Below are 14,072 nucleotides of genomic sequence, written 5' to 3' on the forward strand. Positions count from 1 at the left end.
TGACAGCCATACCCGAACTCCGCACTCTGCGGTAAGGTAATCGCTATCGCCGGCGCGGCAAATGCCGACCGGCCGGACGGTTTTCCAAGCACGGGGAGTTATTGTGAGTGTGCATCGTATCGTTGTGGTCGGCGGCGGCGCCGGCGGTCTGGAGCTTGTCACCCGACTGGGCGACAAGTACGGGCGTGGCAAGGACGTTCAGGTGACGTTGGTCGACCGGTCCTTGTCGCACATCTGGAAGCCGCTGTTGCACGAGGTCGCTGCCGGTGTCATGGACACCGCAACGCATCAGCTCTCGTATGTCGCTCAGGCCAACTGGCATCGATTCGAGTTTGCGGCCGGCGAGATGATCGGTCTGGATCGCGCGAACCGGACGATCCGGCTGGCGGCGGTGCCTGCGGCAGCCGACGAAGGCGAGGGCGATTTGCTGCCCGAGCGTACATTGGCGTATGACACGCTCGTGCTCGCCATCGGCAGCACGACCAACTTCTTCGGGGTGGCCGGCGCTCAGGAAAATACCATCGCACTCGATACCGTCGAGCAGGCCGAGCGCTTCCGTCGTCGGCTGATGGCCGCCTGCGTGCGCGCGCAGAATGAAGCCGAAGCGCCCGTGCCGAGCGCGCTGGCGGCGCCGGTCGCGCAAGACATTCATGACGTGCCGCCCGATACGGCGGTTTCACCGGCCCCCAAGGTTGAAGGCCGCCCCAAGGTCAACCTCGTCATCGTGGGGGCCGGCGCGACCGGCGTTGAACTGTCGGCGGAGCTGCGCAACACGGCGGAAGTGTTGCGCTCCTACGGGTTGAAGCTCGATCCGCGCAAGGACGTGCGCATCACCATCATCGAATCGAGTCCGCGCATTCTGAAGGCGCTGCCGGAGCGTGTATCGGGAGCGGTGGCCGGGTTGCTGGGCAAGCTCGACGTCGACATCCTGTGTGGCGATTCGGTCGCCGAGGTGCGCAAGAATGAAGTCACGACGACCGGGGGCCGTGTGCTGCCGGCGGACATCACGGTCTGGTCGGCGGGCATTACGGCGCCGCCGGTGCTGGGACAACTGGGGCTTGCCGTCAATCGTCTGAACCAGATCGAAGTGTTGCCGACGCTGCAAAGCAAGTCGGATCCGGACATCTTCGCGTTCGGCGACTGCGCGAGTTGCGAGTGGCCGGAGCATGGCTTCGTGCCGCCGCGCGCGCAAGCGGCGCACCAGCAGGCGAGCTTCCTGGTCAAGGCGATTGACGCCCGGCTCAAAGGGCAAAGCCTGCCGACGTTCACTTATCGCGATTTCGGTTCGCTTGTCTCGTTGGGCAAGTTCAGTGCGGTGGGCAATCTGATGGGCGGGCTCATCGGCGGCAGCATGTTCATCGAAGGGCTGTTTGCGCGGGTGATGTACACGTCGCTCTATCGCATGCACGTGGCGGCGCTGCATGGGGTCTGGCGCATGATGCTCGATACCGTTGCCAATCGCCTGCGTCGTTCGACCGTGCCGCGCGTGAAGCTGCACTGACGATGGGCTGACGATGGGCTGACGATGGGCTGACGCTGGGTTGGCGTTTTGCCGCTGGTCCGTTCGCACGGGGTCGCGGCCTGACCGGGTGCCAGGCGGCCTGCGCTGTGGCGGTGGGTACCCGTTTCGGAGGGTTCCGATCGCCGTCGCGCCGGCGTCCGAGTGCAAGCGCATCTTCACTCTAGTAAGATCCCAACGTCCGGCCCCGGGGCGGTGGCGCATCCCGACGTTTCCGTTGGCGGTCTCCCCGGCATGCCTTTACTGACGTGTTTCCCTGGAGTACGACATGTCGCAAGCGGATCTGGATAGTCTTGTGCCCGAAGTGGCGCCGAGCAACCGGCGCGATTTTCTGAAGACCGCCGTCGGTTCGGCGTTTGCGCTGGCCGTGCTGCCGGTGGCGGCCGAAACGATCACGACCGACACGCAAGGGCTGGAGGCGGGCGAAACCCTGCTCGACGTGCCCGACATCAAAATGCCGGTCTACTACGCGAAGCCTGCGGGCAAGACGCATCTGCCGACCATCGTCGTGGTTTCGGAGATCTTCGGCGTGCATCAGCATATCGCCGATATCTGCCGACGTTTCGCCAAACTCGGTTATTTGGCGGTCGCGCCGGAACTGTTCGCGCGCGCGGGCGATCCGCAGTCGCTGGGCACGATTGCCGAGATTCAGTCGCAGATCGTCGCCAAGACACCGGACGAACAGGTGATGCGCGACATCGACGCGACGCTCAAGTGGGCGCTGGCCAATGGCGGAGACGAGAAGCGTATCGCCATTACCGGCTTCTGCTGGGGCGGACGCGTCGCCTGGCTCTACGACGCGCACAATCCCAACGTGAAGGCGGCGGTGGCCTGGTATGGGCGCATCGTTGGTGACAGGAGTCCGGATTTCCCGAGCCAGCCGATCGATATCGCGGGCAAGCTGCACGGACCGCTGCTCGGCCTGTACGGCGGCAAGGACCAAGGCATTCCCGTGACAAGCGTGGAACAGGCACGCGAGGCCCTTGCACGGGGCAATGCGGCGTCGAGGGCCTCGAAGCTGAAGGTATTCCCGAATTCGGGGCACGCATTTTTCGCCGATTACCGGTCGAGCTATGTCGAAGCCGACGCGAAGGAAGGTTGGACATTGGCATTGGACTGGCTGCACAAACACGGCGTGGCGTGAGCCGCCGCTGTTGCGGGCCGGCTGGCGGAGCTATTGAGCCCGTCGGTGGGGCGGTACGCCACTGTGCTTCGCGACCCGACGGTTTGCCTGTCACGGGAAAAGCTGGTTAAATCGCCGCCTTGCCTGCGGGAGAATCACCATCGACGCCATCTTTCTATTCATCGTTATCGCCACGCTGGCTTCCGGCGTGCTGAGCCTTGCCGGCGCGGCGTCGCTGTCGCTTGGCCTGCTCTCGAAGCTCATCGACAAGATGGTCAGCTTTTCGGCGGGCGTGCTGCTTGGCACGGCGCTGCTGCATCTGCTGCCGGAAAGCCTTGAGTCGCACGTCGATGCGCACGTCATCACCGGTTGGCTGCTGGGCGGTTTGCTCGGCTTTTTCCTGCTGGAGAAGCTGGCGCTGTTGCGCCATAGCCATCATCACGAGGGCGATGGGCATCACCATGAGCACGGGCACGACGCCCATGAAGCAGGCAAAGGCGGCTGGATGATTCTGGTCGGCAGCGCGATTCACAACTTTGCCGATGGTGTCGTGATCGCGGCGGCGTTCCTCACCGATCCGCGCCTCGGGGTTGCGGCAACGGTATCCATCACGGTCCACGAGGTGGCGCACAAGCTCGGCGACTTCATGGTGCTGCTCAACGCCGGCTTTCCGCGTCGCAAGGCGTTGGTGCTGACGCTGGCCTCGAGCCTCACGGCGCTGGCCGGCGGTGTGCTCGGTTACTTCATGCTCGACCGTCTTCAGAGCCTGATCCCGTATTTGCTGGCGCTGGCGGCAAGCAGCTTCATCTATATCGCCGTGTCGGATCTGATGCCGCAGATGCAGCGCCGCACGTCGCCGCGCGACGCGCTGCCCCAGATTCTGCTGATCGCGGTGGGACTGGCGCTGGTGGTGTGGCTCAACGGCCACGATCACGAGCACGCCCACGGTCGCGACCATGAGGCCCCCAGCAGCGCCCTGGCGATGTCGTTGGCAGGTGCCGGCGGGGCTTACGGCTGGGCGCCGGTGGCGACCGGGCGGCGCTTGTCCGCACACCACTCGCTCCACGACCCCGCATAGAGGCTGGCCCCATGAAGGCCCGCGACCTCCATCGCCAGTAGATTGTGGCAAGCCGTCACGCCTGAGCCGCATTGCGATATGACGCGCTCGGGCAGGCGGTCCTTTCCTAGGACCTGCGCGAACGCTTCCCGCAGGGCGGCGGCGGGTTTGAAGCGCCCATCCGGGCCGAGGTTGTCCTTGAAGAAGTGATTGACCGCACCGGGAATGTGGCCGCCGATCGGATCGAGGGTTTCGTTCTCTCCGCGATACCGATCCGGTGACCGTGCATCGACGACCAGTCGCTCGTGCGACGTCAGGTTGCGCTCGATGGCCGCCGCGTCGGCGGTGGTGGCGAGCGGCTCGCCTGCGGTGAAATCACCCGGTGGCGGCGCTTCGGGCGGGGCGGCGTCGAGCGTGAAGCCGGCCGCTTCCCAGGCCTGCAAGCCGCCATCGAGCACGGCAACCGACTCGTGGCCGAGCCAGCGCAGCAGCCACCACAGGCGGGCGGCATAGACGCCACCTTGCGCGTCGTAAGCCACCACTTGCTGGCCCTTCGACAACCCGCACGCGGCGAGTTGGCGGGCGAGGGTGTCGCGCTCGGGCAGCGGATGGCGACCGTTCTTGCCTGTCGTCTTTCCCGACAGGTCGCGTTCGAGGTGAGTGTAGAAGGCACCGAAGAGGTGGCCGTCGACATACGCCGTTTCGCCGGCCGTCGGATTCGCGAGATCGAATCGGCAATCGAAGAGGATCACCGGGGCACCGCCGTCGGCGGCGGTTTGCATCAGCGCGTCAAGATTTTGCGGGCTGATGAGCGTGGTGAAGTGCGTGTGAATCATGGCGTCTCCGCAGGCGGGCGTGGGGGAACGGGCAGCGGGAACCGCCCGGCATCAGGCCGTGGCCGACGGTCGGCGCAGTGCGGTCATGCCGCTCGCCACAATAAGCAGCATGCCGATCCAGCCGGCCAGCGCGGGCCAATCGTCCCAGACAAGCATGCTGATCAGTGTAGCGAAGATTACGCCGGAATATTGCAGATTCGCAGTGACCAGCGTGTTGCCCAAACTGAAGGCTCGGGTGAGTGCCGTTTGGGCGACGAGTGCCGCGATACCGACCCCGAGCATGAGGCCGGCGCTGCGCCAGGTCAGCGCGTGCATGCCGTCAATGGCGACCCAGCCGAGGCCTAGCAGTACCCCGCCCAGCGAGAAATAGAAGACGATGCGCCAATCGGGTTCCCCCGCCGCGCCAAGGTCCTTGACCTGCATGTACGCGATGGCCGAGAACACGCCCGAGACGACGCCCGCCACGCCGGCAGTCCACGCCTGGCTGTCGATGGTCGGCTGGAGCAACAGGGCAACACCGACGAATCCCGCAAAGATCGCGGCGACCAGGCGGAAGTCGGCTCGCAGGCTGCCGCGCATGGCCGCCGTCGCCATCACGATCAAGGAGATCCAGATCGGCGACATGTAATTGAGGGTCATCGCCGTGGAAAGCGGCAGTTGCGTCAGGGAATAGAACCACAGGCCGAGTGAGATCACGCCGGCAGTACTGCGTTTGACGTGCGCGCCGAGGTGGCGTGTTCGAATCGAATGACCGCGTGCGCGCGCCAACACCAGCAAAACGATGACACCGATAAGGCTGCGGTAGAGAATGATTTCGCCGGTGTTGTATTCGTTTGCCGCCAGCTTGATGAATAGCCCCATCAACGTGAACATGAAGGCGGAGACCAACATCCAGAGCGATTGCATGGCGAATGGGGGCCGATTGACGGCGAAGAAGCGAGCTGAAGCGCGGTGAACCGAGCGCGGGCGACGCGTGCGGCAGATGGAGTGCCCGCGCGGTCATGTCGAGAACGTTGCGACGATTCTAACGAAAACGGCGGGCCGATGGCCCGCCGTTCTCCGAAATTTCGGCAAATATTTAATTCAGTCTCGCGGGCGCCACATTGGCCGCTCGGTGGTGTCTCAGTCAGACACGCTAACCGTCTCAACCCGTGAGACGTGCTGGCGTGCCAGCGCTCAGAAATCGCCCATCTGGCGGCGCAAGAACTCATGGAAGTGCTGCATGCCGTCTTCCATCGGGCTTTGATACGGACCGACTTCCGACACGCCGCGATCGAACAAGGCACGGCGGCCGGCATCCATGCGCTCGGCGATCTCGTCGTCTTCGCGGGCGGTTTCCATATACGCGGCCCGCTCGGCCTCGATGAATTCGCGTTCGAAGAGCGCGATTTCCTCGGGGTAATAGAATTCGACGATGTTCGTCGTTTTCTGCGGTCCGCGCGGAATCAGCCAGGACACCACCAGCACGTGCGGATACCACTCGATCATCAGATGCGGGTAGTACACCATCCAGATCGCGCCGAAGTCCGGCGGCACGCCTTCGCGGTACCGCATCAGCACGTCGTGCCACTGTCGATAGATCGGGCTGCCCGGTTTGGCAAGACCTTCGTGCACGCCGACCGTCTGAACGCTATACCAGTCGCCGAATTCCCAGCTCAGGTCTTCGCAGGAAACGAAGCTGCCCAGCCCGGGATGGAACGGCACGACGTGATAGTCCTCGAGATAGACCTCGATGAACGTCTTCCAGTTGTAATTGCATTCATGCACTTCAACGTGATCGAACATGAAGTTCGAAAAGTCGAGATGATGCTTGACGCCCAGGAGGGCAAGATCGGCCTGGACGTCGCGGCCCTGCGCTTCGAACAGCAGTCCGTTCCAGCGTTGCAGCGGGAACTTGCCGAGGTTCAGACAGGGCTTCTCCGGGAAGTGCGGCGCGCCGAGCAGTTCGCCCTTCGTGTCGTAAGTCCAGCGGTGGAGCGGGCACACGATGTTGCGTGCATTGCCACGGCCGCCCAGCATGATCGCCTGACGATGACGGCAGACGTTCGAGAGCAGTTCGATGCCGCCATGCTGGCCCGCGCCATTGCGCACCAGCATGCGACCTTCCTGTTCGGCAGGCAGCGCAAAATAGTCGCCGGCGTCGGGCACCATCAGCTCGTGGCCTACGTAGCGGGGACCATGTTCGAAGAGGACTTCACGTTCGCGGGCGAGGAGCGCCTCGTCGAAATACGTGTAGACCGGCAGTTGGCTCGAGGCCGGTTTGAGTTGCAAAGCGCTGCTTAGATTGGACATTCCCACTCCCGACTAGCTTGAAAGCAGTGAACAACCCAACCATCGAAAAATCGATTTAGGGGAACCGAGAATTATACCTTGTCTCGGCTCATGAGGGCCGCTAAGTCCATGATTTGCGTTAAATAATGTCCGAAAATTGTCAGCGCGATCGGTTTTGAGGCAATTTACGCTCTGCGAGCCGATGCGCTTTTGCCGTAAAATGGAACATTCGACCCGAATTTTGCGTTTATGGCCAAGACTGCAAAGTCGCAAGACGCGGCACCCGACGTGCCGCAGGACCTGCCCGAGACCTATGAGGCTGCGCTCGCCGAGCTGGAAAAGCTCGTGGGGCGCATGGAAGGCGGTGAGCTGGGGCTGGAGGAGTCGCTTGGCGCCTACCGGCGTGGTGCCGTGCTGGTGAAATACTGCCAGGGCCTGCTCGAGAAGGTGGAGCAGCAGGTCAAGGTGCTCGAGGGAGAGACGCTCAAGCCGCTCGAGCCGGTGCGCGACGAGTTCTGAGCGGCGCCGGGTGATGCGGCAAGCCGACCTGCGACACGCGACACTCGACACGCGACACGCGACGCATGAGCGTGGACGTCCCAACGCGGCGCGGGGCGACTCAATAACACGCACGGCCCAATGGGCACGTGCAGGATGAAGACGATGGCGGATCAGAATATCAAGGCCTGGATGCAGGCAGTGCAGGCCCGTGTGGAACAATCGCTCGACGCCGTGCTGCCCAAGGCCGCCGATGGCGGCTCGGCACGACTGAATGAATCGATGCGCTACGCCGTGCTCGGCGGCGGCAAGCGTGTGCGTCCGCTGTTGTGCTTTGCCGCCGGCGAGGTGACCCAGGCAAGCGAGACGGCCCTGGATCGTGCCGCGTGCGCCGTGGAAATGATCCACGCCTATTCGCTGGTGCATGACGATCTGCCGTGCATGGACGACGACGATCTGCGCCGCGGCAAGCCGACGGTGCATGTGCAATACGACGAAGCGACCGGCCTGCTCGCGGGCGACGCGCTGCAAACGCAAGCGTTTGTGCTGCTCGGCGAAGCCACGGGCGACCTGAGCGCCGCACAGTCGCTCGCGCTGGTGCGCGAACTGGCGCTGGCTTCGGGGGCGCTGGGCATGGCCGGCGGGCAGGCGATCGATCTGGAGAGCGTCGGCATCAAGCTGAATCAGTCGCAACTGGAAAACATGCATCGACTGAAGACGGGGGCCCTGTTGCGCGCGTCGCTGCGCATGGGCGCCATCTGCGGCCGTGCATTGTCGGACGATGAAACACGCGCGCTGGACGCCTACGCGGCGGCTGTCGGCCTGGCCTTCCAGGTCGTGGATGACATTCTCGATACCACGGCCGATTCGGCCACGCTTGGCAAGACGGCCGGCAAGGACGCGGCCAACGACAAGCCGACCTACGTATCGCTGATGGGCCTCGACGGCGCGCGCGGCTATGCGGAGAAGCTGCGGGCCGATGCTCACGCGGCGAGTGCGACGCTTGGCAATGCGGATCGGCTGCGTGCCCTGGCCGATTACGTGGTCGATCGCATCAACTGACCGGCGAATCGCCTGACAGGCAAATTTCGAGGCGACCCAGGCGGCAAAGGATCGCGTGATCCGGGGGCGTTTGCAGTAGAAACAGGCAAGGGGCAATGAGGGTCGGCGCGGATCTCCCCACAGAACGCACCGGCAGGAGATCGGGACCGGCTCGCCAGGCAGGGCTGCCCGACCAGAACGCCTACATATGGAATGACGATGTACGAACTGCTAAATACCATCGATGACCCGGCCGCGTTGCGGCGTTTGGAGCGTCGCCAACTCGCACCGTTGGCCGAAGAGCTGCGTGCCTTTGTGCTCGAGAGCGTGTCGCGCACGGGCGGTCACTTGTCGTCCAATCTCGGTACGGTCGAGCTGACGATTGCGCTGCACTACGTGTTCAACACGCCGGAGGATCGCATTGTCTGGGACGTGGGGCACCAGAGCTATCCGCACAAGATCCTGACCGGTCGCCGCGACGCCATGGCGTCGCTGCGTCAGCTCGGCGGTATTTCGGGCTTCCCGAAGCGCGATGAGTCGCCGTATGACACGTTCGGCACGGCGCATTCGAGCACATCGATTTCAGCGGCGCTGGGCATGGCGCTTGGTGCGCGCACGAAGGGCGAGCATCGCTTCGGCATCGCGGTGATCGGCGATGGCGCCATGACCGCCGGTATGGCGTTCGAGGCGATGAACAATGCGGGGGTGCATGAAGACGTGCCGCTGCTGGTCATCCTCAACGACAACGACATGTCGATCTCGCCGCCGGTCGGTGCCCTCAATCGCTATCTTGCCCGCTTGATGTCGGGTCGCTTCTACGCGGCGGCGAAGAAGGGCGTGGAGAAGGTGCTGAGTGTGGCGCCGCCGGTGCTGGAGTTGGCGCGCAAGTTCGAAGAGCATGCCAAGGGCATGGTCGTGCCGGCGACGATGTTCGAAGAGTTCGGCTTCAACTACATCGGCCCGATCGACGGACACGACCTCGACTCGCTGATTCCGACGCTCGAGAACATCAAGAATCTGAAGGGGCCGCAATTCCTGCACGTGGTCACGCGCAAGGGGTACGGCTACAAGTTGGCCGAAGCCGATCCGGTGCTGTATCACGGTCCGGGCAAGTTCAACCCGGCCGAAGGAATCAAGCCGAGCACGAGCAGCAAGAAGACCTACACGCAAGTGTTCGGCGACTGGCTATGCGATATGGCCGAAGCCGACAAGCGTGTCGTGGGGATCACGCCGGCCATGCGCGAAGGCTCGGGCATGGTGGAGTTCGAGAAGCGATTCCCGACGCGTTACTACGACGTGGGCATTGCCGAGCAACACGCCGTGACGTTCGCCGGCGGTATGGCGACCGAGGGCCTCAAGCCCGTGGTCGCGATCTACTCGACGTTCCTGCAGCGCGGTTACGATCAACTGATTCACGACATTGCGCTGCAAAATCTGCCGGTCGTGTTTGCGCTCGATCGGTCGGGTCTGGTCGGTGCAGACGGGGCAACGCACGCGGGCGCATACGACATCGCCTATTTGCGCTGCATTCCGAATATGGTGGTGATGGCGCCGTCGGACGAGAACGAATGCCGTCAGATGCTCTATACCGGTGTGCAGATCGACGGCCCGTCGGCCGTGCGTTATCCGCGCGGTGCCGGCACGGGCGCGGCGATCGAATCGACGATGAGCGCACTGCCGATCGGCAAGGGTGTTGTGCGACGCGAGGGACAAGCCGAGGCGGGACGCCGTGTGGCAATTCTTGCGTTCGGCAGCATGGTGGCCCCGGCGCTTGCCGCAGCCGAGGAACTCGACGCCACCGTGGCCGACATGCGCTTCGTCAAGCCGATCGACGAGGCATTGATCGCACGGCTGGCGCAAACGCACGATTATCTGGTCACGGTGGAAGAGGGCAGCATCATGGGCGGTGCGGGGTCGGCCGTGGCGGAATCCCTGCTTGCCGGTGGGGAGATTCGGCCTGTACTACAATTGGGCCTGCCCGATCGCTTTATCGACCATGGCGACCCGGCGCTGCTGCTGGCCGCCGTGGGGCTCGATGCCGCGGGTATCGCGAAGTCCATCCGTGCCCGCTTCGACCTGCCGCTGATGCAGGCGTCGCAGGGCGCTGGCAAGGTCACGACCAAGCTCGTCGCCTGAGCGTCCGGTAGTCCTGAACCTCCGAACGATCCGGCTTGCATGCCGGATCGTTTCGTTTTGAATCGCCCTTTCCCGATACCGTGCCGGGGGCTCCGGCACGATTCCGACGACAACCGTCAGCGGCTGGCGAGCCAGGCGTCGGATACGTTTGCCTATTGCCTCCCCCAAGTCGGCTTGCCGGCAAAGAAGGAAGAATTAGATGAATCAGATGAACCCCGCTTTCGTCATGCCCGACGTGCAAAGCACCGTCGATACCCGGCAGATCCCGATTCAGCGCGTGGGTGTGCGCGGTGTGCGTCATCCGCTGTCGGTGCGTCTGGCCGATGGGGAGGCGCAGGCCACCGTGGGCTTGTTCAATCTCGACGTGCATCTGCCTGCCGATCAGAAAGGTACGCATATGTCGCGCTTCGTGGCGTTGCTCGACGCGCATCGCGCGCCGATCGACGTGGCGGCTTTTCGCGCCATGCTCGACAGCATGCTGGAAAAACTCGAAGCCGACGCCGGTCGAATTGAAGTGACGTTTCCGTATTTCATCAACAAGACGGCACCGGTCTCAGGCGTGCAAAGCTTGCTGGACTACGAAGTGACGCTCACCGGCGACGTGCGCAACGGCCAGACGCGCGTGTGGCTCAAGGTGCTCGTGCCGGTCACGAGCCTTTGTCCGTGCTCGAAGAAGATCTCGCAGTACGGCGCGCACAATCAGCGCTCGCACATCACGATCGACGCCGAAATCGCGGGCGATATCGCCGTCGAGGAACTGGTGCGCATGGCTGAGGAGGAGGCGTCCTGCGAGTTGTGGGGGCTGCTCAAGCGCCCGGATGAGAAGTACGTAACCGAGCGGGCGTATGAGAACCCGAAGTTCGTCGAGGATCTGGTGCGCGATGTGGCAACGCGACTTAACAATGAGCCGCGCGTCGTGGCCTACGCGCTTCAAGCGGAGAATTTCGAGTCGATCCATAATCACAGCGCTTACGCCGTGATCGAACGCGACAAGCGCGTGGTGGCCTGATCTTGCTGCGCCTCGCGCGGCGCATGCAATGAAAAACCGCTCCTCGGAGCGGTTTTTTCTTGGGCGCGTGCCGGGCGAGGCGCTAGACGCCGCGCACGATGTCGGCGAGATCCCAGCGCGGGCGGACCGTGTAGGCGTATTCGCTGTCCGCTTCATCTGGCCAGTACTTGAGCCGCATGGCGCCGGCGAAGGCGATCATGGCGCCGTTATCCGTGCAGAAAGCCAGGTCCGGATAGTGCACGCGATAGCCACGGCGGCGAGCGGCTTCATTGAGTCCTTCGCGAAGCTGCGTGTTGGCACCCACGCCCCCTGCCACGACGAGCGTTTTCATGCCAGTCTGCTTGAGCGCGGCCATCGACTTGGCGACGAGCACGTCGACGATGGCATCGACGAAGCCTCGCGCGAGATCGGCCTTTTCCTGGTCGCATACGTTGCCGCCGAGATTGCGCACCTGCGTGAGCACGGCGGTTTTCAATCCGCTGAAACTGAAGTCAAGGTTGCCCGAATGCTTCATCGGACGCGGCAAGTCGTAGCGTCCCGGCGTACCGAACTCGGCCAGGCGCGAGATGGCCGGCCCGCCCGGGTAGCCGAGTCCCAGCAGCTTGGCGGTCTTGTCGAAGGCTTCGCCGGCAGCGTCATCCAGTGTTTCGCCGAGCATGGCGTACTGGCCGAAGGCGCGGACTTCCATCAACTGCGTGTGGCCGCCGGAGACCAGCAAAGCGACGAACGGGAAATCGGGAGCATCCGGTGCGAGCAGCGGAGAGAGCAGATGGCCCTCCAGATGGTGCACGCCCACGACTGGACGCCCGAGCGCAAACGCGAGGGCGTTCGCGACGCTGGCGCCCACCAGCAGCGCCCCGGCGAGTCCGGGGCCTTGCGTGTAGGCGATTGCATCGACCGCGCTGAGTGGCTTGCCAGCTTGCGCAAGCACGGCTTCTGTCAGGGGCAGCGCGCGGCGGATGTGGTCGCGCGACGCCAGTTCGGGCACCACGCCACCGTATTCGCGGTGCATGGCAATCTGCGAATGCAGCGCGTGCGAAAGCAGGCCGGCCTCGGTGTCGTAAAGGGCGAGCCCGGTTTCGTCGCAGGAGCTTTCAATGCCTAAAACCAGCATGGCGGAAGGGGGAGACGTGCGGCGTCAAGGTAACGAGATAACCAAGAAGTATACCAGTCGCCCCTAACCCCTGCCGGGTACAATGCGCGCCATGGAAAAGTTCGATGTAGCAATCGTGGGGGCTGGCGCGGCCGGCCTGATGTGCGCGGCGGTGGCCGGGCAGCTTGGGCTGCGCGTGGTGCTCATCGATCACGCGACGCGTCTGGCGGAGAAGATCCGAATTTCAGGCGGCGGGCGCTGCAATTTCACCAATATCAACGCCGGGCCGGTCAACTACCTGTCAGAAAACCCGAGATTCTGCCGCTCGGCCCTGGCGCGCTATACGCCGCGCGATTTTCTGGATCTGCTGGGGCGTCACCGCATTGCCTGGCACGAAAAGCATCGCGGACAGCTGTTTTGCGACAACAGTGCCGAGGACATCATCGACATGCTCCGCAAGGAGTGTGCGACGGGGCACGTGCATTGGCGCATGCCATGCACTGTACACACCGTTGCCCATACGTCCTCGGGCGGCGCGCATCCTTATCACTTGACGACAGATGCGGGGCATATCGCGGCCAAACGACTGGTGATCGCCACGGGCGGCCTGTCGATTCCCAAAATCGGCGCGACGGACTGGGGCTATCGGATCGCACGTCAATTCGGACTGGAGATCGTCGAGCCGCGTCCGGCGCTGGTGCCGCTCATGTTCGACGCGTCGACCTGGGCGCCCTTTGCGGGGCTATCGGGTTTGTCGCTGGAAGTCGAGGTGAGCGCGGGCAAGGGAAAGGACGGCGGTCGTTTCGTTGAGGATCTCTTGTTTACGCACCGCGGGTTGTCCGGTCCGGCCATCCTGCAAATTTCCAGCTTCTGGGCGCCTGGGCAGTCAATTGTCCTGAATCTGTCGCCATCGTCGGACATCGAGGCGGCATTGTTCGAGGCGAAGGCGACGTCGAAGCGGCAGTTGGCCAACCTGTTGGCGCAATGGGTGCCGGCCCGTTTGGCCGACGCCTGGGTTGCGAACAGCGGGCTTTCGCCGCAGGCGCGCGTGCAGGAATTGCCGGACAAGGCGTTGCGCTCGCTTGCCCAGGCGTTTTCCAGTTGGACGCTCAAGCCGTGCGGGTCTGAAGGCTGGCGCAAGGCCGAAGTCACGCGGGGTGGGGTCGATACGAAGGCACTGTCTTCCGCCACCCTGGAGGCGCGCGAACAACCGGGGCTGCATTTTGTCGGGGAAGTGGTCGACGTGACCGGGTGGCTCGGCGGCTATAACTTTCAGTGGGCGTGGGCGTCGGCCGTGGCTTGCGCGCAAGCAATGTCCGAAAGCGTAAAGGCGGAGCGGGCGGGGGGCGGCGCGTTGTCGTAGACGGCGACTTCCGTGCTGTGATAATCTCTCCCCTTCGTGGAGACGACGCACCGAGGGCGGAGCCGAGTCTCCTGCGGCCCGCTTGTGATCGCGCGTGTGATCGTTTCCTCAAGCGGGTTTTTGTGC

General features: G+C 63.8%; 12 protein-coding genes. 8 read left to right on the forward strand and 4 right to left on the reverse strand.

Annotated elements, in window-relative coordinates:
* Positions 1 to 109: 109 nt before the first annotated feature.
* From PanNE5_RS15300 to PanNE5_RS15310, 3 genes are all read left to right on the forward strand, one after another.
* Entirely contained in the window at positions 110 to 1,501 is a 1,392-nt protein-coding gene (locus tag PanNE5_RS15300; protein ID WP_026131581.1) for an NAD(P)/FAD-dependent oxidoreductase, read from the forward strand.
* 286 nt (positions 1,502 to 1,787) lie between these two features.
* Positions 1,788 to 2,663, forward strand: a complete 876-nt coding sequence (locus PanNE5_RS15305; RefSeq protein ID WP_017231865.1) for a dienelactone hydrolase family protein — start codon at positions 1,788 to 1,790, stop codon at positions 2,661 to 2,663.
* A 187-nt stretch (positions 2,664 to 2,850) separates the two neighbouring features.
* Positions 2,851 to 3,720: a ZIP family metal transporter gene (locus tag PanNE5_RS15310; protein WP_017231864.1), complete on the forward strand. Its 870-nt coding sequence runs from the start codon at positions 2,851 to 2,853 to the stop codon at positions 3,718 to 3,720.
* Here the strand turns inward: PanNE5_RS15310 and PanNE5_RS15315 are convergent.
* The 3 genes from PanNE5_RS15315 to PanNE5_RS15325 form a co-directional block, all read right to left on the reverse strand.
* Entirely contained in the window at positions 3,651 to 4,535 is an 885-nt protein-coding gene (locus PanNE5_RS15315; protein ID WP_017231863.1) for a sulfurtransferase, read from the reverse strand. The genes PanNE5_RS15310 and PanNE5_RS15315 overlap by 70 nt on opposite strands.
* Before the next feature lie 51 nt (positions 4,536 to 4,586).
* Positions 4,587 to 5,441: a DMT family transporter gene (locus tag PanNE5_RS15320; RefSeq protein ID WP_017231862.1), complete on the reverse strand. Its 855-nt coding sequence runs from the start codon at positions 5,439 to 5,441 to the stop codon at positions 4,587 to 4,589.
* A gap of 270 nt (positions 5,442 to 5,711) precedes the next feature.
* Positions 5,712 to 6,827, reverse strand: a complete 1,116-nt coding sequence (locus tag PanNE5_RS15325) for an aromatic ring-hydroxylating oxygenase subunit alpha (RefSeq protein WP_261938309.1) — start codon at positions 6,825 to 6,827, stop codon at positions 5,712 to 5,714.
* A gap of 228 nt (positions 6,828 to 7,055) precedes the next feature.
* Between PanNE5_RS15325 and PanNE5_RS15330 the strand changes: the two genes are divergently transcribed.
* From PanNE5_RS15330 to folE2, 4 genes are all read left to right on the forward strand, one after another.
* Positions 7,056 to 7,325, forward strand: coding sequence for an exodeoxyribonuclease VII small subunit (locus tag PanNE5_RS15330; RefSeq protein WP_017231860.1), 270 nt, complete (start codon positions 7,056 to 7,058; stop codon positions 7,323 to 7,325).
* Between the two features lie 135 nt (positions 7,326 to 7,460).
* The gene (locus PanNE5_RS15335; protein ID WP_017231859.1) at positions 7,461 to 8,366 is read left to right on the forward strand and encodes a polyprenyl synthetase family protein; all 906 of its coding nucleotides are present in this window, start codon (positions 7,461 to 7,463) and stop codon (positions 8,364 to 8,366) included.
* A gap of 198 nt (positions 8,367 to 8,564) precedes the next feature.
* On the forward strand, positions 8,565 to 10,481 hold the full coding sequence (gene dxs, locus PanNE5_RS15340) for a 1-deoxy-D-xylulose-5-phosphate synthase (protein WP_261938310.1): 1,917 nt from the start codon (positions 8,565 to 8,567) through the stop codon (positions 10,479 to 10,481).
* Positions 10,482 to 10,680: 199 nt separating this feature from the next.
* Complete coding sequence (gene folE2, locus PanNE5_RS15345; RefSeq protein ID WP_261938311.1) at positions 10,681 to 11,490, forward strand: GTP cyclohydrolase FolE2; 810 nt, start codon at positions 10,681 to 10,683, stop codon at positions 11,488 to 11,490.
* An 82-nt stretch (positions 11,491 to 11,572) separates the two neighbouring features.
* Here folE2 and tsaD read toward each other — a convergent pair whose 3' ends face one another.
* Positions 11,573 to 12,604, reverse strand: a complete 1,032-nt coding sequence (tsaD, locus tag PanNE5_RS15350) for a tRNA (adenosine(37)-N6)-threonylcarbamoyltransferase complex transferase subunit TsaD (RefSeq protein ID WP_017231856.1) — start codon at positions 12,602 to 12,604, stop codon at positions 11,573 to 11,575.
* 91 nt (positions 12,605 to 12,695) lie between these two features.
* Here tsaD and PanNE5_RS15355 point away from each other — a divergent pair, with 91 nt between their 5' ends.
* Positions 12,696 to 13,946, forward strand: coding sequence for an NAD(P)/FAD-dependent oxidoreductase (locus tag PanNE5_RS15355; RefSeq protein ID WP_261938312.1), 1,251 nt, complete (start codon positions 12,696 to 12,698; stop codon positions 13,944 to 13,946).
* Positions 13,947 to 14,072: the final 126 nt, after the last annotated feature.

The sequence above is a fragment of the Pandoraea sp. NE5 genome (assembly GCF_024363545.1).
GTDB lineage: Bacteria > Pseudomonadota > Gammaproteobacteria > Burkholderiales > Burkholderiaceae > Pandoraea > Pandoraea cepalis.